This is a genomic window from Psychrobacter muriicola 2pS, from assembly GCF_904846535.1.
Classification (GTDB): domain Bacteria; phylum Pseudomonadota; class Gammaproteobacteria; order Pseudomonadales; family Moraxellaceae; genus Psychrobacter; species Psychrobacter aquimaris.
The window spans coordinates 194,993-215,341 of record NZ_CAJHBC010000005.1; the positions used below are offsets into that span (position 1 = coordinate 194,993).

General features: G+C 41.8%; 16 protein-coding genes. 15 read left to right on the forward strand and 1 reads right to left on the reverse strand.

Translation table 11 applies throughout. The features are described from left to right. Positions 1-32 precede the first annotated feature (32 nt). Positions 33-191: a hemin uptake protein HemP gene (hemP, locus tag JMX93_RS09390; RefSeq protein WP_227672156.1), complete on the reverse strand. Its 159-nt coding sequence runs from the start codon at positions 189-191 to the stop codon at positions 33-35. 294 nt (positions 192-485) lie between these two features. Between hemP and JMX93_RS09395 the strand changes: the two genes are divergently transcribed. From JMX93_RS09395 to JMX93_RS09465, 15 genes are all read left to right on the forward strand, one after another. Beyond that, positions 486-1,589, forward strand: a complete 1,104-nt coding sequence (locus JMX93_RS09395) for an NUDIX domain-containing protein (protein ID WP_499204532.1) — start codon at positions 486-488, stop codon at positions 1,587-1,589. A gap of 440 nt (positions 1,590-2,029) precedes the next feature. Then, positions 2,030-3,211: a lipocalin family protein gene (locus JMX93_RS09400; protein WP_499204533.1), complete on the forward strand. Its 1,182-nt coding sequence runs from the start codon at positions 2,030-2,032 to the stop codon at positions 3,209-3,211. 339 nt (positions 3,212-3,550) lie between these two features. Beyond that, positions 3,551-4,996, forward strand: a complete 1,446-nt coding sequence (locus JMX93_RS09405; protein ID WP_496190408.1) for a glyceraldehyde-3-phosphate dehydrogenase — start codon at positions 3,551-3,553, stop codon at positions 4,994-4,996. A gap of 282 nt (positions 4,997-5,278) precedes the next feature. Continuing rightward, positions 5,279-6,496, forward strand: coding sequence for an Obg family GTPase CgtA (gene cgtA, locus JMX93_RS09410; RefSeq protein ID WP_443559463.1), 1,218 nt, complete (start codon positions 5,279-5,281; stop codon positions 6,494-6,496). 79 nt (positions 6,497-6,575) lie between these two features. Further along, positions 6,576-7,748 (forward strand): glutamate 5-kinase, encoded by a 1,173-nt coding sequence (proB, locus tag JMX93_RS09415; protein ID WP_499204534.1) that lies wholly within the window; start codon positions 6,576-6,578, stop codon positions 7,746-7,748. 293 nt (positions 7,749-8,041) lie between these two features. Beyond that, the gene (hemE, locus tag JMX93_RS09420) at positions 8,042-9,178 is read left to right on the forward strand and encodes a uroporphyrinogen decarboxylase (protein WP_193012981.1); all 1,137 of its coding nucleotides are present in this window, start codon (positions 8,042-8,044) and stop codon (positions 9,176-9,178) included. 110 nt (positions 9,179-9,288) lie between these two features. Continuing rightward, positions 9,289-10,356 carry an N-acetyl-gamma-glutamyl-phosphate reductase gene (argC, locus tag JMX93_RS09425; RefSeq protein WP_443215038.1) on the forward strand — a complete coding sequence of 356 codons (1,068 nt, stop codon included), beginning with the start codon at positions 9,289-9,291 and terminating at the stop codon, positions 10,354-10,356. A gap of 103 nt (positions 10,357-10,459) precedes the next feature. Further along, positions 10,460-11,332, forward strand: a complete 873-nt coding sequence (locus JMX93_RS09430) for a hypothetical protein (RefSeq protein WP_499204535.1) — start codon at positions 10,460-10,462, stop codon at positions 11,330-11,332. Between the two features lie 102 nt (positions 11,333-11,434). Beyond that, positions 11,435-11,842, forward strand: a complete 408-nt coding sequence (locus tag JMX93_RS09435; protein WP_193012978.1) for an ATP-dependent Clp protease adaptor ClpS — start codon at positions 11,435-11,437, stop codon at positions 11,840-11,842. 745 nt (positions 11,843-12,587) lie between these two features. Then, positions 12,588-15,161 (forward strand): ATP-dependent Clp protease ATP-binding subunit ClpA, encoded by a 2,574-nt coding sequence (clpA, locus tag JMX93_RS09440; RefSeq protein WP_499204536.1) that lies wholly within the window; start codon positions 12,588-12,590, stop codon positions 15,159-15,161. 176 nt (positions 15,162-15,337) lie between these two features. Then, positions 15,338-16,075, forward strand: coding sequence for a uracil-DNA glycosylase (locus JMX93_RS09445; protein ID WP_198332821.1), 738 nt, complete (start codon positions 15,338-15,340; stop codon positions 16,073-16,075). Between the two features lie 48 nt (positions 16,076-16,123). Next, on the forward strand, positions 16,124-16,663 hold the full coding sequence (gene tadA, locus JMX93_RS09450) for a tRNA adenosine(34) deaminase TadA (RefSeq protein ID WP_499204537.1): 540 nt from the start codon (positions 16,124-16,126) through the stop codon (positions 16,661-16,663). A gap of 171 nt (positions 16,664-16,834) precedes the next feature. Beyond that, complete coding sequence (gene cmk / locus JMX93_RS09455; RefSeq protein WP_499204538.1) at positions 16,835-17,617, forward strand: (d)CMP kinase; 783 nt, start codon at positions 16,835-16,837, stop codon at positions 17,615-17,617. Between the two features lie 308 nt (positions 17,618-17,925). Further along, on the forward strand, positions 17,926-19,617 hold the full coding sequence (gene rpsA / locus JMX93_RS09460) for a 30S ribosomal protein S1 (RefSeq protein WP_443510304.1): 1,692 nt from the start codon (positions 17,926-17,928) through the stop codon (positions 19,615-19,617). 313 nt (positions 19,618-19,930) lie between these two features. Then, complete coding sequence (locus JMX93_RS09465; RefSeq protein ID WP_193012973.1) at positions 19,931-20,236, forward strand: integration host factor subunit beta; 306 nt, start codon at positions 19,931-19,933, stop codon at positions 20,234-20,236. The last annotated feature ends 113 nt before the right edge of the window (positions 20,237-20,349 follow it).

Sequence of the window (20,349 nt, forward strand, 5' to 3'; positions counted from 1 at the left end):
GTAGGCTAATGTTGATGATCAATGATCTTAATCTATTTAGTCAGGATTAAGCGATTATTGCGTGTCAAACGTAGTCGATACTCTTCACCCTCATGCTCGATACGCACTTCTTTGGTGAGCGCAAATAAGTGCTGTGATTGTAGAGTAGGCAAACGGTTTTCACGGCAATTCAAATAACGAGAGATAACCATGCTCATAGTAAATTCCTTTTGATAAAAAATGGCTGAATAGGAGTAGCAATCTAGTAATTATATTTAACGATAATAATTATCATTTAGATTGAATGATTTTGCAAGGTAATTGATAAAATAAAATGCAGTCATTGTGTAAACTTATCTAAAGTAATCGTCGTGAATGAGGCTTAAAAAAATGACGGTTCAGATAATTATTTTATAAATCAATATCTTAGGTTTGATTTAAATAGATTTTTAACGGTATAAAAAAATCAAATAGCACTTTAAAACATAGTAACAAAGGAGACGGCGATGCCAAGCGAATCGGACAACCAAGTTGATAGCTCATTTCATAGTGAAAAAGTACCTACCGTAAACGTGGCAGTGGCGGTCATTCATCACCAAGCGCAATATTTACTTGGATTTAGAAATGCTGCCCAACATCAAGGCAACCGCTACGAGTTTGTAGGTGGCAAAATAGAGTCCAATGAAAATGCAGAGCAGGCACTAATTCGGGAAGTCGCTGAAGAGACAGGTATTGCGATTTGTGGTAATACGATGGTCAAGCTTGGACGTCTGCATCATGATTATGGTGATAAGCATGTCAGTTTACAGATTTACAAAGTTGAGCTGACTGAGCAGCAGTATGAGCAGCATAAGCATTGCCAATATGGGCTAGAAGGTCAGGCGCTAACGTGGGTAAATAAGGCAGATTTATTAGCAGGAAAGTATCATTTACCCGCTGCTAATAAGACGATTCTTGAATGGTTGAGTGTGCCAACAACGATAGCAGTTACCTATCCGTTGACGCATTTTGATGCCTCTCCTGATCCAATGGCCGAATGGTTAACTTTTCATCAAAACAACTTAACAGCCAATGCTTGGGTATATATTCGAATAAAGGAAACTGGTTTAGAAAGTCTAGCAGCGCAGTTGATGCACGTACGTCCAGATATTAAGGTGATTGTCTCTTATGATACCCGCACACAGTCTCTACTCACTGAAGCGCCACTAGCAGTTAAAGATACAATCATAGCGAATCCAATCGTTGCCAATCATCTGTCTCATACGGCATTGCTGCAATGGTCGGATGATACACAAGGTAGAGTGCTATCTAAAAATTATTCATTAATAGTCAGCTGTCATGATGCCGCCAGTATTGAGGCTGCCAATAAACTGGCTCATGCTCGGTTACAGCAGCAATTACCGCCCGTCATTGGCGCTTTTTTGTCTCCTGTACTGATGACCCAAACACATCCTGATACTGTGCCACTTGGTTGGGAGTCATGGTCAGCATTGGCACAAGTGGCTGATATGCCGATTATCGGTTTGGGTGGTTTATCACCTACGATGATTCACCAAGCATTAGAGTATGGTGGTATCAGTGTTGCTGGTATTCGACAATTCTTTCAATAGTAAAAAACTAAAAAGGGGATTGCTGGCACGAATGCTAACCTGTCCTGAACCACAATTGCCATTTATTAGTATCTGTCTTGGCAAATAACTGATTTTTAATATATTTATCCAGTAAGTAACTATGTGTTTATTCGGTATTTATTCTACTGCATAAATGCATAGTTACTTACAAACCGTTGCTTTTTCCTACATTGCGACACTGTTTTTATAGTCGAGCTGTCATTAATATATATCACCTAAACAAAGAGTATTTACTCTGTATTCTTATAAGCGGATAGCTTATCACCATACCTCTTAATTCCTCTCATAATAGTTGATTTTTGCAGCGCCAGCTTTGACATTCAAGACACTTTTAGAAGTTGAAGACGCACAGAAGATGAGAGCATATTGATGGTATATAAAAAGAATTGTTAACAGTCACTATTAATAATGGTACCTCTATGAAAACCAATAAGTTACCTCAGTCAGCATGGTCTGATGCAAAGGAAGCTGGTTCTCAATCTAAGCAGACTACTCAGCCGAGTCATTATTATCTAAATGATGACAGTACGCGGCAGACGGGTAACGCCAGCAACGATGCTAGCTACAACCATGACGATTTAAATGACCAATATTCGAACCATTTGGCAAAAAAAACGTCTTCGCAAGACCGCTATTTTGGATATAAAAGCACCGATAAGAGCCTTGTACAGGCAAAAGAGTCTGCTATGATTAACAGCAACAATAAAGAAGACGGCGATTCAAAAAATAGCGATACTGAAAGCAGTAATATCGTTAGAAATTATCGTACCAATGATTATAAATGGTCACAAGAGTTGAGCGAAAAAGAACCGCTAATGTCAGATTTTTTAGGGGACAAGATGAATGGTTCAAAGCAAAATACTGATTCATCAACATCCACTTACTCATCATATAAAGAAATACCGGAGCGTATATTTATGAATGGACTTATCAAGCATACGGGTATAGCCTTAGCCATTATTATACCACTAGCTGCATTTTCAGTGTATGCTGCGACGCCACCGGTCAATGCTACAGCTGACATGACTGCTAACGCAACTACGGATAGAACCACCACAGAGACGTTGTCAATTAAGCCAAATGCCATTATTCATAAGTCTGCAAGTACACCGACCACAGTGGATAGCGTTGATTTAAAAAAGTATGCAGGAACATGGTATGAGATAGGCCGTTTGCCCATGTATTTTCAGCGCAATTGTGCCAGTGATGTCACCGCCAATTATACTGAAAAAACCGACGGCTCAGGTATCGTAGTCACTAATAAATGCGTACAGCAAGATGGTTCTGGTATTACTTCTGAAGGTATCGCTAAGCCTGTTGATGAGTCAGGCAGTAAGCTAAAGGTCACATTTTTACCATCATGGATTCGTTGGTTGCCAGTTGGTCGTGCCGACTATTGGGTACTAGCACGTGATGCTGATTACAAGACCGCTTTAGTAGGGACGCCTGATAAAAAATATTTATGGTTATTAGCGCGTTCTCCAAACGTTACTCAAGAAACCTATGCCAAATATCGTCAAATCGCTCAACAGCAAGGCTATGACTTAACAGAATTTAAGTTAACCCCGCAGACCAATCAAACAGTTAGCCTCATTCCATAACTAGCATCATTTACTAGATATGGGGTTAAATGGTAGTGTCGCTTTATCATCCACTATTTGATATTTGCAACAATGAACAACAAGGCAGCATAATTGGCTGCCTTTATTTTCATAATAACCTGTATAACTCAATAAAACGCTTTATAAGCGTTAGCAGATCGGTTATCACTGGCAAAATAGGCCGTTTTAGGCTAAAATCTAGGCGATCTCAATACTCTACCTCAATAACTGACACCGATATCGTGCGGTTGCCATACTAGAGTGATTGCTTAGACCACACATAACCTATCTAATCTGTATTCTCTATAATTTACTGATCACACATTACTGACCATAAGGATGTTTCTCGTGAGCAACGCTGATACCTTACGCCAATTACATCAAGACCACTTAAGCAACTATAATAATCAAGAGCAACAAGCGATTGAGTTGATGGGGTTATTGAATAAGCTCTATAATGAGCAAGACGTACAAGTGACCTTGTTCGGTGACACGTTAAATACGACGTCAGTTGGTCAAATATTGGCATTGCATCAAAAAGTAGCACTGCGTAACCAAGACGCCAAATCTATTGATATCGCTGACACTTTAGCTATGGTTAAAGCGCTAGCGGCTAACGATAAGCTTCAGTCAGCACAGGTTGATGTTGGCCAATTAATCGCCAATGACAGTGATTTACAAGCAGCACTTCAAGCGGTTAATATTGATGATAGTACGGTTAATCCAGCGACTGATGTTGTGCTATACGGTTTTGGTCGTATTGGCCGTATTTTAACACGCCTGCTACTATCACAAGCATCAAGTGCGAAAGGCTTGCAGTTAAAAGCCATCGTCGTACGTCCTGCGGCAGCGGGCGATTTGGCCAAACGCGCATCATTGCTAGAGCGTGATTCGATTCATGGTAGCTTTGCTGGTGGCGTCGTGGTTGATGATGAAAACAATGGCTTGATTATTAATGGGCGCTTTGTTCAGGTTATCTATGCCAAAGATCCAAGCGAGATTGACTATACTGCCTACGGTATTAATGATGCATTAGTGATTGACAATACGGGTATCTGGAAAGACGAAGCGGGCCTTGGCAAGCATTTGCAATCGACTGGCGTGAAAAAAGTACTATTAACAGCCCCAGCTGGCGGTGAGATTAAAAACGTTGTTTATGGTGTAAATAACGATACAGTCGGTGAAGATACAATCGTCAGTGCGGCGAGTTGTACCACCAATGCAATTACGCCAACGTTAAAAGTATTGAACGATGAATACGGTATCGAAAACGGTCACGTTGAAACGATTCACTCATTCACTAACGATCAGAACCTCATTGATAACTATCATAAAGCGGATCGCCGTGGTCGTAGTGCGGTATTGAATATGGTTATTACCAGTACGGGTGCTGCTAAAGCGGTTGGCAAAGCATTACCAGAGCTTAGTGGTAAACTAACGGGTAATGCCATCCGTGTACCAACGCCAAACGTCAGCTTAGCGATTTTAAACTTGAATCTTAAAACAGCACCAGAAAATGCTGATGCCTTGAACGAGTTTATGCGTAAAGTATCTAATAGCAGTCAGTGGCAAACACAGATTGCTTACACGGATTCGACTGAAGCAGTATCGACTGACTTTGTTGGTGATACGCATGTCGGTATCGTCGATGCACAAGCCACTATTTTGACTGATAACCATGCTATCGTTTATATTTGGTATGACAATGAAGTAGGCTACAGTACCCAAGTATTACGTTTGGCGACGCAAATGGCAGGCATTAGTTACACTAAAATTCCAGCATAAAACGCCAACGCTATTGCAGTGACATGCCCACAAAATAATTTTGTCAAGAGTATATCAAGGCAGAGTTTATTTGAAGTAACTGCTCGATCGTTGGTCATAAGATTAAATGCCGTATTCAAACACCCGATAGTCTGATTGGTTATCGGGTGTTATCGTCACAAGGATTGCAGCGACAAGTACGTTCTCCGCAATCCTTGTGTTGGCAAAACATAGTAAAAACCTAAAATACAGCCGTTGGTTGTAACCAGTTTATAAACTGGATTGTAAATTAAGGAACGTAAGATGCGATTTATTGATGAAGCCGTCGTAACGGTAAAAGCAGGTGACGGTGGTAACGGAATCGCCAGTTTTCGCCGAGAAAAGTATGTCCCACGTGGTGGACCTGATGGTGGCGATGGTGGCAAGGGCGGAGATATTTATGTCATTGCAGAGGATAACACCAACACCCTAGTGGACTATCGTTATACACGTCGTCACGACGCCATGCGCGCTGAGAATGGTCATAGTAGAAACTGTTCAGGCAAAGGCTCTGATGATCTTTTTTTACCAGTGCCTATTGGTACGACTGTGGTCGATACTGAAACTGACGAAGTTTTGGGTGACTTGATTGAACTTGGTCAGACGTTACTGATTGCCAAAGGTGGTGATGGTGGTTTGGGCAATACCCATTTTAAGAGCTCTACCAACCAAGCACCGCGTAAATCGACGTCTGGTTTTGAAGGTGAGTTAAAAGTTCTTAAATTTGAGCTAAAGGTTGTGGCTGATGTTGGCTTGATTGGTTTGCCTAATGCAGGCAAGTCGACCTTTATCCGTCAAGTCTCTGCTGCTAGACCAAAAGTTGCTGACTATCCGTTTACCACCCTCGTTCCGAATCTAGGTGTGGTTGATATCGGTCGTCATCGCTCATTTGTGATGGCAGATATTCCAGGTTTGATCGAAGGTGCTTCAGAAGGTGCTGGACTTGGCATTCGTTTCTTAAAACATGTGGCTCGTACTCGTCGACTGTTACATGTGGTTGATGTAAAGCCAATTGATGGCAGCGATCCGGTAGCCAACGCTCGTGTTATCTTGAATGAACTTGAGCGTTTTTCGCCTGAGTTATCCAACTTGCCCCAGATTTTGATATTAAACAAAATTGATCAGGTGCCTGACGAAGAGCTAGATGAGCTTTGTACTCATATTGTCGCCGAGCTTGATTGGACAGGCGATGTATTTCGCACGTCAACCTTAATGGGTGAAGGGACTGATGCAGTTAAATATCATTTAATGAATGAGATTGAACTAGAGCGTGAGCGTGAACTAGAAGATCCTATCTTCGCTGAAGCACAAAGAACACGTTTTGAGCGCTTAGAAGTAGAAGTACGTCTAAACACTGAAGCTCAGCGTGAAGCATATCGTGCGGCTCGCAAAGCGGCACGAGAAGGTTTAGACTTAAGCGACGACGATGCTGATTTTGACGATGACGACGAAGATGGTGTTGAGGTCATTTATGTTCCTTAAGCTAACAGGCTTGAGCTGATATACTTGAATTTTTTAGATCAATCCCCGTAACTAATTCACATAAGAGACAGGAGTTTATATGGCAGGTGACATAGAAAACACGACCGAAGAAGCAAGGTTTATTAAACAAACTCGCAACTTTGATATTCAGCGCGTTATTGTCAAGATTGGCTCATCGTTGTTAACCAATAACGGTCGAGGGCTGGATCGAACTGCCATATATGAGTGGGCAAAGCAGATCGCTAAATTGCACAAGCAAGGCGTCGAAGTACTGCTAGTATCGTCAGGTGCCGTTGCTGAAGGTGTGGTACGAATGAACCTTGAGGAGCGCCCGAAGAAATTAGCAGCACTACAGGCCTGTGCTTCTATTGGTCAAATGGGTTTGATTGAAACGTGGTGGTCAGCATTAATCCAACATGGTATTCAAAGCTCGCAGCTGCTACTGACGCATGATGATTTGTCTAATCGTAGCCGTTATCTCAATACGACGGGCGCGTTGACACAATTACTAGAGTGGCGCGTGCTCCCAGTCATCAATGAAAACGACACTATTACCATTGATGAAATTAAATTTGGTGATAACGATACTTTGGGCGCGATGGCAGCGGCGATGGTCAATGCCGATTTATATATCATTTTAACCGATCAAGATGGGGTGTTTACGGACAACCCACGTGACAACCCTAATGCAAAAATGATTCGCCAAGAGCGTGCGATGGCGGATTACTTATTTGATATTGCAGGAGATGGTGGCAAGCTTGGTCGCGGCGGTATGCTGACCAAAATTCGTGCTGGTCGTCTCGCTGCAATGGGTGGCTGTCCAACCGTTATCGTGAGCGGTGCTATCGATGATGTTATCACTCGTGTGGTATCAGGCGAAGCGGTCGGTACTTTGTTGACCACCAATGATCAAGACAAAATCATTGCACGTAAACAATGGCTTGCCGCACATTTACGTATGTCAGGCTCTCTAATAGTCGATGCAGGCGCAGCAAAAGCAGTAGTCGAGCATCACAAGAGCTTGCTACCGGTCGGCGTTGTGGAAGTACGCGGTGATTTCGATGAAGGTGATGTGGTTGAGGTGGTTCACCAAGATACGGGCGAGCGTTTAGCGGTTGGACAAGTGAACTTCTCATCTCGGGATGCTTGCCGAGTGGCTCGTGAGCGTACTGAGCAGTTTGATAGAATTCTTGGTAATAATGAAGAGCGTGTGGTCATGGTACACCGTGATAATTTAGCGCTGACCATGTAGACCATTCATGGTATTCATCTAATTTCAAATATGAGCACGATATTATTGATTAAAGACTAACGGCAAATGACGCTCTAAAAAACACAAATACTTTTAATGATTACTGTTTTTATGATTGTTAACACGAGAGATATTAACCAATAAATTGTTATTAACTAATATCTCATTATTTGTGGTTTTTTAGAATAGATTGTCGCTATCTAAACGTTTTAATATTCTTTTATTCAACTTATTTTATCCAGCACCGTATTCATTGATGATCATGAATGCGGTGTTGTTTTGGAGATTTGTACATGAGTGCTTCAGACAATAGTAACTCGATCCAGCAAGAATTTGCGCCTTTAAAGAACGACAGATTGTTACGGGCATTACGCTTTGAATCAATAGACACCACGCCAGTCTGGATGATGCGTCAAGCTGGTCGTTATTTACCAGAATATAAGGCCACTCGTGCAGAAGCGGGCGACTTTATGAGTCTGTGCAAAGATACGGACCGCGCTACTGAAGTCACTTTACAGCCACTACGCCGTTATGATTTAGATGCTGCTATCTTATTTAGCGATATTTTGACCATACCTGACGCTATGGGTCTAGGCTTATACTTTGAGGCGGGTGAAGGTCCTAAGTTTAAACATCCTATTCGCACACAAGCAGATTTAGATAGATTGCCAGTACTGGAACCCAATGACTCTCTTGATTATGTCATGCGTGCAGTGACGAGCATCCGAAAAGCATTGAATGGTCAAGTGCCTTTATTTGGTTTCTCTGGTAGTCCATGGACATTGGCTACCTACATGATCGAAGGCGGCAGCTCAAAAGACTATCGTTACACTAAAGGATTTTTGTATAGCAATCCTGAGTTTTTGCATCAATTATTAGATAAATTAGCCACGTCTGTTATTGATTATCTAGATGCACAGGTAGTCGCTGGCGCTCAAATTTTACAGATCTTTGATAGTTGGGGTGGGGCGCTTGGCCATCGTCAGTTTATCGATTTTTCTCATGCTTATAATAAGCGTATCGTCGCTGAATTAAAAGTACGCCATCCGCAAATACCAGTGGTATTATTTACCAAAGGCGGTGGGTTATGGTTGGATGTGCAAGCAGATAGTCAAGCAGATGTTTTAGGGTTAGATTGGACGATGCCCATTGATCGTGCACGCCAAGTATTGGCTGAAAGTCAGCGTCAATTGACCAAACAGCATAAAAAACTACAGAGTAGTAAAGCCATTCAAGGCAACTTGGATCCAGCAACATTGTATGGTTCACCTGCGACGATTCGTGCTGAAGTAAATGCAATGCTTGATAGTGCTTATGCAAGCGGCGAAAAAACGGGTTATATAGCAAACTTAGGTCATGGTATTACGCAGTGGGTCAATCCTGACAATGCCAAAGTATTTATCGATGCGGTGCACGATTATAAAATCTAAAAGCGCTAGAGTCTAAAAATGACAAGGTTTAAGCCTATAGGCGTGCTTTCTATCTAGGATTTGTTTAACAAATACTGATATTTACCAAGTAAAAGAAAAAGGGATATCTTATGATTTCAGCAGCGATTGTTGGTGGTACAGGTTATACGGGTATTGAGCTGATTCGCTTGTTATCTGCGCATCCTGAAGTATCTATTGATTTGCTAACCTCGCGTAGCGAAGCTGGTACACGAGCTGATGAGATATTTCCAAGCTTACGCGGTATATCAGATATTGTCTTTAGCGACTTGGGTGATGATACGCTTGCAACGCTGCAAAAGTGTGATGTGGTCTTTTTTGCGACCCCACATGGCGTAGCGATGAAGCAAGCAGAAGCGCTGACGCAAGCTGGTGTGAAAGTCATTGATTTGGCCGCAGATTTTCGTTTGCAGTCACTGTCCGATTTTGAGCACTGGTATCAGCAGTCGCATGCTTGTCCTGAGCTGCTAAAGACAGCTGTTTATGGCTTACCTGAAGTCAATCGCGATAAGCTTGCCAATGCTTTAGTCGTCGGTAATCCTGGCTGTTACCCGACCACGGCTATTTTGGGTTTGAAACCAATAATCGACATGCAAAATAAGCAAGCAGAGAGACTGGTAGAATCACGTATCGTTATTGATGCAAAGTCTGGTGTTTCTGGCGCTGGTCGCCAAGCCAAACTTGCGCTTAATTATGCTGAAACTACTGATAACTTTAAAGCTTATAGCGTTGAAGGTCATCGACATCTACCTGAGATAGAGCAGGGCGTGGCGCAGTTATTAGATAGTCAGTTTACCCATCGCATTCGTTTTTTACCGCATCTTGTGCCGATGATACGTGGCATGCTGAGCTCTATTCATCTTGAGCTGACGGATGCGGGTGCTGCTATTGATTGGCAGCAGATATTTGAAACATGTTATGAATCAGAAGCGTTTATTGATGTCATGCCAAAAGGCATTTATCCAGATACCCGTAGTGTCCGCGCCAGCAACCGTTTACGCATTGCTGTGCATCAAGACAATGAGCGTGCGGAGTTGACAGTGATTGTTGTACAAGACAATTTGGTAAAAGGCGCCGCAGGACAAGCTGTACAAAACATGAATGTCATGTTCGGATTCGATGAAACAATGGGTCTAAACTTTGCACCTATTGTCCCGTAGCAGATGTTTAGCTATGGTTAAATCATTCACATTTATGGTGCTAGGTATTGATTATAAATTCCGCTATAATAACTTGCCCTTACTGTTAAGAGATATTGTCTAAATGCGTGTCAAGCTTGTACGACGCTTTTTCTCACAGCCCGCACTTTCATCGTGCAAAGACTCTGATTTCTATCATTTAGAGTGTAGACCGCATTCTCTTAAAACCAATGCTAGCTCAGTAACTACGGTAGCGGTAGGTAGTACCCAACGAGGGACATCTACACTGGTGTTGGCTTTATTTGTCGTTGTCATATTGGTGACCGCCATTGTTGGGTTGATATTTGGTCATAAATTAGGATATCAGCGTGGCTTTCATTCTATGCAAACTGAAAGCAAGCAAGCGATGATCAATAGCACTGAGGCGACTGAAGCGCTTGAAGATTTACGTCTTAGTCATAAAATAGCGACCAATCAAGCTGCTACTGCTAAGCAGGAGCTGGCAATTAGCTTGGCTAACATTAAAGAGTTGCGTGAAAACCAGCAAGAATTAACTGTTGAGAATAGACAAGTCTCTCAGCTAAATGAGTTATATGCTGATGTCCTTCGTGACAAAGGCGGCATGCCTCTACAAGTAATAGCAGCAAAGATTGAGCCATTACCTGAAAATGCCTTTGAATATGGTTTCGATATAGGTATGCTTGCTAGTGATGGCAAAGCCAAACGCTTAAAGCCAACGTTGACGTTGCTCAATGACGATGATTTTGTAGAGGTGCCTCTAGATCCTCCAGTTTATACTATTGAAGGTATCGTTCGTATTCGTGGTCGTTTCATGATGCCATCAGGGTTTAGACCGTTACAAGTTAAACTCAGCTTACAAGCTGACGGACAACAAGTGGAGCAGCTCTATGATTGGAAGCTTGGCGACCGAGTTGATAATATGCCGCTATCACTTTTAGATTTACCCGAAGTCGACGAAAGCCCGATTGAGCCTTAGTCTATTCATATTTAAGAGCGCTATAATAAGCATTGCGTTTACTAACCTTTGTTAGCACTCTTTATTCTGTTATAAATATAACCATTAATTTGTATTCTAATTATGATAAAACAAACTATATTGCAAGCGTTGCCAACTGTTGCTGATTGGCACTTTCCAACTATACCTGCTCACCGTGCGCAAGATGGCGATACGGACGGCGAAACCTCACCACAAGCAGATGTACTGGTAGCAGAGCCAGAAGTGGCTAAGCCGCCTATGTATGCAGTCGTTATGTATAATGATAATTATACGCCGATGGAGTTCGTCGTTTACATTTTGCAGTCGGAATTCCGTCATAGTATGGATTCGGCAGTCGAAGTTATGCTAACGATTCATAACAGCAGCAAAGGCATTGCTGGTATTTATCCTAAAGATATCGCTGAGACTAAAGCCAAAAAGGTAAACAGTCTGGCACACCGTGAAGGATATCCATTATTGACCCAGATTGAGCCACATCAAGGCGAATAAGGAGATAATTTAAACGTTAATTTAGAGTTTTTATCTTCTTTTCATATTTCTATCTTATTATTTCCAATAGTCTTATCGTTTAGAAGTGCTCGTAAGCTCTAAAAATCGCGCATCGTGAGCTTGATAGGCACTCTGTATCCAAACAGTCATCCTTACATTCCTTACTATAAAATGCCCTATCATTCATTGTTATTCCTACAACAACCTTGATTTCTATTTAATATATCCTTATATATTAGATAGGCGCATCAAATAGCAGTCTAAAATTTATAGAGATGGCTGCTGCATTCGTATCATTTTCTAGTCGTTCTATATGTTTGAATTTTCTATGATTTAGCCAGTTAACGGCTTAAAATAAAGTCATGTGTCTTTTTCATTCTCTCACTTATTATTCTACTACCAATTTCTCTTTTATTTGCTCAGCTTTCCAAGCTTGCATACTATTTCATTAGTATAAATAGCGATGCACAGTATGCCTTGATACATTTTAGTCTGTGTTAATAGATTGACTCTTCTTAAGTATCGTGTTGAGATAAAGAAAAGCAAGTATGAGTGATAAAAACTCTTAATTGGTGATAAGTAGATAGCACTGCTACTTGAGTAATACATGGTCAATATCATTTAGCGCTGTCTTTTGATAATACAGATTTAGCCCTTGAACAATCCATCTGTCGCCCTGATTTACTTACTAACTCATTCATAAAGCTATCAATTATAAAGATAGGTATAACCGTAGGAAGTCGTTATGTTAAGTCGTCATCTTGAAGTTTCTTTGCGTTTAGCAATGACACTTGCGCGCCAAAAATCGCATGAGTACCTCACTGTTGAGCATCTGTTATTGGCGTTATTAGAGAATACTCACGCTGCCAATACGTTAACTGCCTGTAATGCCAATGTTTCAACGCTGCGTACCGAGTTGGAAGCTTATATCAATAAGCATACGCCAACGGTAGACGCAGATACGGAGCAGTCACCACAGCCAACCCAAAGCTTCGATCGTATTCTGCAGCGCGCTATTTTCCATGTGCAGTCTATTGGCGGTGGTCGTTTGGTCGAAGGCTCAGATATCTTAGTGTCGATGTTCTCAGAGCACGATACTTATGCGGTTTATTTGCTCAAAAAGCAAGGTATTAGCCGTCTGGAGCTGACCCAGTACTTATCGCATGGTCAAGATAAAGACGAGCCATCAGAGCCACGTGCTTCTATGACTGGCGAGCGCCGCAGTGCTTCAGAAAAAACCAGTAAAGATCCTTTGGTTGAGTTTGCGACTAACCTAAACCAGCGTGCTGCTGAAGGTAAGACTGACCCATTAATTGGACGTGGCCCCGAAATTGAGCGAGCCGCTCAAGTGTTATGCCGTCGCCGTAAAAATAATCCGTTATTGGTTGGTGAGCCAGGCGTCGGTAAAACCTCGATTGCTGAAGGCTTGGCGTGGTTGATTATCAATGATAAAGCACCAAAGCCGTTAAATGGCTGTGTGATTTATAGCCTTGATATTGGCTCATTAATCGCCGGTACTAAATATCGCGGTGATTTCGAAAAACGCATGAAGTCGCTGCTCGATGCGCTAAAGAAAAAGCCCAATGCGATCTTGTTTATTGATGAGATTCATATGATTATTGGCGCAGGGTCGTCAATGAGCAGCAATATGGATGTATCAAATTTGATTAAGCCAGCACTTGCTAATGGTGAACTGCGCTGTATCGGCTCAACCACCTTTACCGAATATCGTCAAGTGTTTGAAAAAGATCATGCCTTGTCACGTCGTTTCCAGAAAATTGACGTTAAAGAGCCAAGTGTTGACGATACGATTGATATTTTACGCGGTCTTAAACCACGTTATGAAGAATTTCATAACGTCGAATATACCGATGAAGCATTGGTCACCGCCGTTCAATTATCTGCTAAGCATATTCACGAGCGTTTTTTACCAGATAAAGCGATTGATGTGATTGACGAAGCAGGCGCCTATAAGCGTTTAGGTGTGATTCCTGATGCTGACGATATCGATGCAGAAGAAAGCTTCATTGCAGATATAGAGCAAGATTTTGATGCACAGATCGATGCTGATACCGAGGGTCTCGATGGTGACACGTATAGTGATAGCGAAATGCAGGATGAAGCAGAAACTGCAAAAGCCAATGACCGTGCCCAATCGTTCAGTGATGCAAAAAGTGTCAAAGCTAAGAAAAAACCACCGATGAAAATCGATGTGGCAGATATTGAAGCGATTGTTGCTAAGCTTGCACGTATTCCCCCCAAGTCAGTATCGAGTGATGATAAGAGTATTCTTCAGCACTTAGATCGTGATCTTAAGCACTTAGTGTTTGGTCAAGATGAGGCAATTGAAACATTAGCCGATGCAATTAAGCTATCGCGTGCCGGTCTCAAAGCACCAGATAAGCCAATTGGTTCCTTCATGTTTGCTGGCCCTACCGGGGTGGGTAAAACTGAAGTTTCACGTCAATTGGCAAATTTGTTAGGCGTAGAACTGGTTCGTTTTGATATGTCAGAATATATGGAAGCCCATACCGCATCGCGTTTGATTGGTGCGCCTCCTGGCTATGTCGGTTATGATCAAGGTGGTTTGCTGACTGAAAAAATCAACCAACATCCACATTGTGTCTTATTACTTGATGAAATTGAAAAAGCGCATCCTGATGTCTTCAACTTGTTACTGCAAGTCATGGATCATGGTACGTTGACTGATAACAATGGTCGTGTGGCTATCTTTAAGCAAGTCATTGTTATTATGACGACCAACGTCGGTGCTGATAGTATTAGCCGCTCTTCGATGGGCTTTACTCAGCAAGACCATAGTCGTGATAATACGGAATCGCTAAAACGTGTCTTTACGCCAGAGTTCCGTAACCGTCTAGATGCCATCATTCAATTTAACCCACTAGATACCTCAGTGGTGGTGTCTGTGGTTGATAAGTTCTTGGTTGAGCTACAAGTCCAGCTTGATGATAAACAAGTCACCTTAGAGATTGATGACGAAGTACGCGATTACTTGGCCAACAAAGGCTATGATCGCCTAATGGGTGCACGTCCAATGCAGCGTCTGATTCAAGATGAGATCAAAAAGCCATTGGCAAGTATGATTTTGTTTGGTGATTTGGTCAATGGCGGGGTAGTACATCTTACCTTAGAGCCTAAAGCTGATGATGAGCAAGATGATGATTCTGTTAAGCTTGATAAGTACAGTAGCAAGACGGATTATAAGTCTACAGATAAAGGGTCAGCGGATAGTCGTATTATCTTGACAGTCGTTGAGACTCATGCGCCGCATCCAGACTCTGAGTCACTTGCCAGCTAAGTTTTTGCTACTAATATAATCATAACGGTTACCATGTTACTGTGGTAGCCGTTTTTTTATTGCTATAATTCATAACAAAACTAAAGTATGAAATCACTAGCTTTCATGTGTGAGGTTGGTTCATGTATCATTACCCGATATTTATCTAATTGATAACAAATATAACAGGACATACTATGGAATTGTTCGATGAACAAACGCCAAAAACACCAGCACAAAAGCAGGCGATTTTAGACAATGTGCGCTTGCCAGAAGATTGGAAAACGGCGTTAGCAGATGAGTTAACCTCTAACAATATGGACGATCTGCGAGCGTTCTTAAAAGAAGCCTACCAGTCAGAAGACAGTATCTATCCGCCTGCACCCTTAATATTTAACGCATTAAACCTAACCCCTTTATCACAGGTTAAAGTCGTGATACTAGGTCAAGATCCTTATCATGGACCAGGGCAAGCAATGGGTTTATCTTTTTCAGTGCCTAAAGCTATTCCAAAGCCACCGTCACTCAATAATTTGCTAAAAGAGATGGCGAGTGATATTGGTATCGCGCCCTCAAAACATGGTGACCTGACTTACTGGGCGCAGCAAGGGGTTTTGCTATTAAATAGCTCCCTGACCGTGCGAGAAAGTGAGCCAAATAGTCATCAAAATAAAGGCTGGGAGCAGTTTACCGATGCGGTGATTGATGTGATAAATGAACAAACAGAGCATACCGTATTTATATTGTGGGGCAGTAAAGCACAGAAAAAAGGCAAATATATCAATACTGATAAGCATCTTATTCTGACCGCTGTACATCCATCACCACTTGCTGCCAATCGTGGCGGATTCTTTGGCTCCAAGCCGTTTTCTAAGACCAATGATTATCTGGTACAGTATGGGCAAACGCCTATCGATTGGCAATTACCGCAATAGTTGTCACAGTAAATGAAAGATATAAAAAATATAAGCGTAAAGCCATATGTGGCCGCGAATAGTCAGTTAATTATTGAGGATGTTCAAGCCAGAAAATTTTGGTCACTTCAAGATATTAGTTGGATGCAAGCAGCCCTAAAACTTGCCAAACAAGGGGCTGAGCGTGGAGAGGTGCCAGTAGGGGCGCTACTGGTACATAATCAGCAGATTATTGGTCAAGGATTCAATGAGCCCATTGGGCGTCACGATGCGACCGCTCATGCCGAGATTGTTGCGTTAAGAGAGGCTTGTGCGCGGTTAAAAAACTATCGATTACCATTACAAACAACGTTATACGTTACCTTAGAGCCTTGTACGATGTGTATCGGAGCGCTCATTCATGCACGGGTGGATAGATTGGTTTATGCGGCAAGCGAGCCACGAGCGGGTATGGTTGGTAGTCAAATAAATTTACCGATGCAGCCCTTTTATAATCATGCTATCCAAGTACATAATGGCTTATGCCGTGAGCATAGCAGCCAGATGCTTAAGACATTTTTCCGTGAACGACGTAAAGCAGCAAAAAAGAAAGACAAAACAAGCAAGTAACAAGATATCAGTCTTGCTGCTAGTGATAGGTAGGTTTCTTTGCTATAATATGGCCCTATTTGATAACGAAATGATGAATTGATTGTCAAGCGTTTGATAAATAAGTAAATATTGTTCTGCCACTAGCATGCACAAAGCCGTATCAGTATCGTCTACTATTAAGTGAGTATTATGACCGTTTCTACAGCTGGTAACGCTATACTTGATAATTTTAGTTCTGGCAGTAATGATAACCAAGCGCCATTATTGCGCTATCCAGTTATCTGTATTGATGGACCAAGTGGGGCAGGTAAAGGTACGGTTACGTGGCGTTTAGCCCAAGCATTGAATTATCAACTGCTTGACTCAGGTGCTTTGTATCGTATCGTTGGACTCAAAGCATTTGAAGCTGGATTAGTTGCAGCGGATGGAAGCCAAGCCATTGACGAAATGGCGGTGTTAGAATTAACGCAACGTCTAGAGATTGCTTTTGTTCCTAACAATGAGTCAGGACGTGTTGATATTTTAGTGAATGATGAGGCGGTTGGTGAGCAGGTCCGTAATGAAACCGTCGGTGGCTATGCATCACAGATAGCAGTATTTCCAAAAGTTCGTCAAGCATTGCTAAAATTGCAACAAGATATGGCAACTCGTTCTGGATTGGTTGCTGATGGTCGTGATATGGGTACGGTGGTATTCCCAGATGCTGATGTGAAGGTATTTTTGACTGCCAGTGCTGAAGCGCGTGCCGAGCGCCGCGTAACACAGTTAATAAATGCTGGTCAGACGGCAGATTTTGACGCAATTTTAACCACGATTAAAGCCCGTGATGACCGTGATGAAAACCGCACAACAGCACCATCAAAACCTGCGGCAGATGCATTGTTACTAGATAGCTCAACATTAGACGCTGATACTGTTTACGCACAAGTTAAGAAACATTGCCAAGACAAAGGTATTTTTTTTAATAGTTAATAAAAACAACATATTAAGTATTAAAAGCTTTGCTATGAGGTTCGGTTTTAGTATAAAATTGTAGGAGTGGAGTTTATAGGACTTAGCAGGTCTTAAAAATAGTTGTAAGAAATGTGATTTGATAGAATAAATACAAAAATTTCTATATGAGACCGTTGTTGCTAATGAGTTAGCTATTTCATTTGCTTATTATCAACAAACGTTTTTTTATATGATTGTATGAGATATAAAACCAGTATTCTCGTTTTATGCAGTCATAAATTTGATCCGTACTGTGCTGGACAGGATACGGCTATACAAAGGTAGACATAATGGAATCATTTGCTGAACTATTTGAAGCGAGCATTGAAGAGCAGGGTCTGGATATCGAGCGTGGCTCGGTTATCACAGGTACTGTTGTGGCCATCGATAGTGATTGGATCACCGTAGATACTGGTCTTAAATCTGAAGGTATCGTCGCTCGTGAAGAGTTTTTAAGCGAAGAAGGCGAACTTGAAGTTGAAGTTGGCGATAGCGTTGATGTCGTAGTTGAAGCGGTTGATAACGGCATGGGTCAAACCTTGCTGTCACGTGAAAAAGCCAAGCGTGTTGAAACTTGGAACTTCCTTGAAAAAATCGCTGATAATGATGAAATCGTAAAAGGTATTATCTCAAGCAAAGTGAAAGGCGGTTTCACTGTAGATATCGGTTCAGTACGTGCGTTCTTACCAGGTTCTTTGGTAGATGTTCGTCCTATCCGTGATACCACGCATCTTGAAGGCAAAGAGCTAGAATTCAAAGTTATCAAGCTTGACCAAAAACGTAACAACGTGGTTGTTAGCCGTCGTGCAGTTATGGAAGCTGAAAATTCAGCTGAGCGCGAAGAGCTATTGAACAAGCTTGAAGAAGGCATCGAGATCGAAGGTATCGTTAAGAACCTTACTGATTACGGCGCGTTCGTTGATCTTGGTGGTATCGATGGTCTATTGCACATCACTGACATGGCATGGCGCCGCATCAAGCACCCATCTGAGGTGGTTGAAGTTGGTCAAGACCTAAAAGTTAAAGTATTGAAGTTTGACCGTGAGCGCAATCGCGTTAGCCTAGGTCTAAAACAACTTGGTACTGATCCTTGGGATAACGTTGGCGGTACTTACCCAGTGGGTAGTGTGGTTAAAGCACGCGTAACCAACTTGACTGATTATGGTTGTTTTGCTGAGATTTCTGAAGGTATTGAAGGTCTAGTACACGTATCAGAAATGGATCATACCAACAAAAACATCCACCCATCAAAAGTTGTTCAAGTGGGCGATGAAGTTGAAGTAATGATTCTTGATATCGACGAAGAACGTCGTCGTATCAGCCTAGGTATCAAACAAACTCTAGCCAATCCATGGGATGAGTTTGATAAGAAACATGAGCGTGGTGATAAAATCACTGGTACGATCAAATCAATCACTGACTTCGGTATCTTTATCGGTCTAGACGGTGGTATTGATGGTCTTGTTCATCTATCTGATATCTCTTGGAACGAAACTGGCGAAGACGCAATCCGTAACTACAATAAAGGCGACACCGTAGAAGCTATGGTATTGTCAGTAGATGCAGAAGCAAACCGTATCAGCCTAGGTGTGAAACAGTTAAGCTCTGATCCATTCAACGAATACCTAGTCAACAATGACCGTGGTGCTATCGTTAATGGTAAAGTAAAAGAAGTAGACGCTAAAGGCGCTACTATCGAGCTTGCTGACGAAGTTGAAGCTTATTTACGCGCTTCTGAGATCCAACGTGACCGCGTTGAAGATGCAACTAAGCATCTAACTGTTGGTGATGACGTTGAAGCGAAAATCATCAGTGTTGATCGTAAAACACGCAACATCAACTTGTCTATCAAAGCGAAAGACGAAGCTGAAGAGCGTCAAGCGATTAAAGATCTTGGTAGCACAAGCACGACTGCTACTCCAAGTTCTGATGCACAGCCAAAAACAATTGGTGATTTGATCAAAGAGCAAATGCAGTAAGCTATTGATATGAATTTATAAAAGAAGCGACTCCGGTCGCTTTTTTTTTGCTTAAATTTTAAGTTTACTATCAATCAATGAGGTTTTTACCCAAACAGGTAAACTCTTATTCCTATTTTCCTCAATATCCGCTATCATTTGCAACATTGAGTAACGAGATATGAGCGACAGTGTATTTAGAGTTGCGATATGACTCTTGTAAATAGACTACTCTGATATAAGCTATTATTGATTTAGTTATTAGAGTTTCTATTGATAACACTGTTTTGACTTACTATCAGTTTATCCATCAATCAACAAGGCAAGCGTAATAATGCAGCAAGCGATTAACAAGTCCGAATTTATTAGTAATTTAAGTGCGAACTGTGACAATATGACTGATACTGTAGTCGATGATGCAGTACGTGAAATATTAAACTTGATGACCCATACGTTAGCCAATGATGGGCGCGTAGAGGTTCGTGGTTTTGGCAGTTTTTGTCTGCACCATCGTCGTGCCCGTATGGGTCGAAACCCTAAGACAGGAGAAAGCGTACCTGTACCTGCCAAAGCGATACCGCACTTTAAACCAGGTAAAGCACTACGTGAAGCAGTCAATGATAAAGTAGCAAATAGCTAAGAGTGTGATAGACCATCTATTGGGTAGAATTTCCAACAAGATGATTGCTAGCCACTTCTACTAGAATTTATCACTAATTAGTTCATAAGCATCTAAATATGTGAGTTGATGAA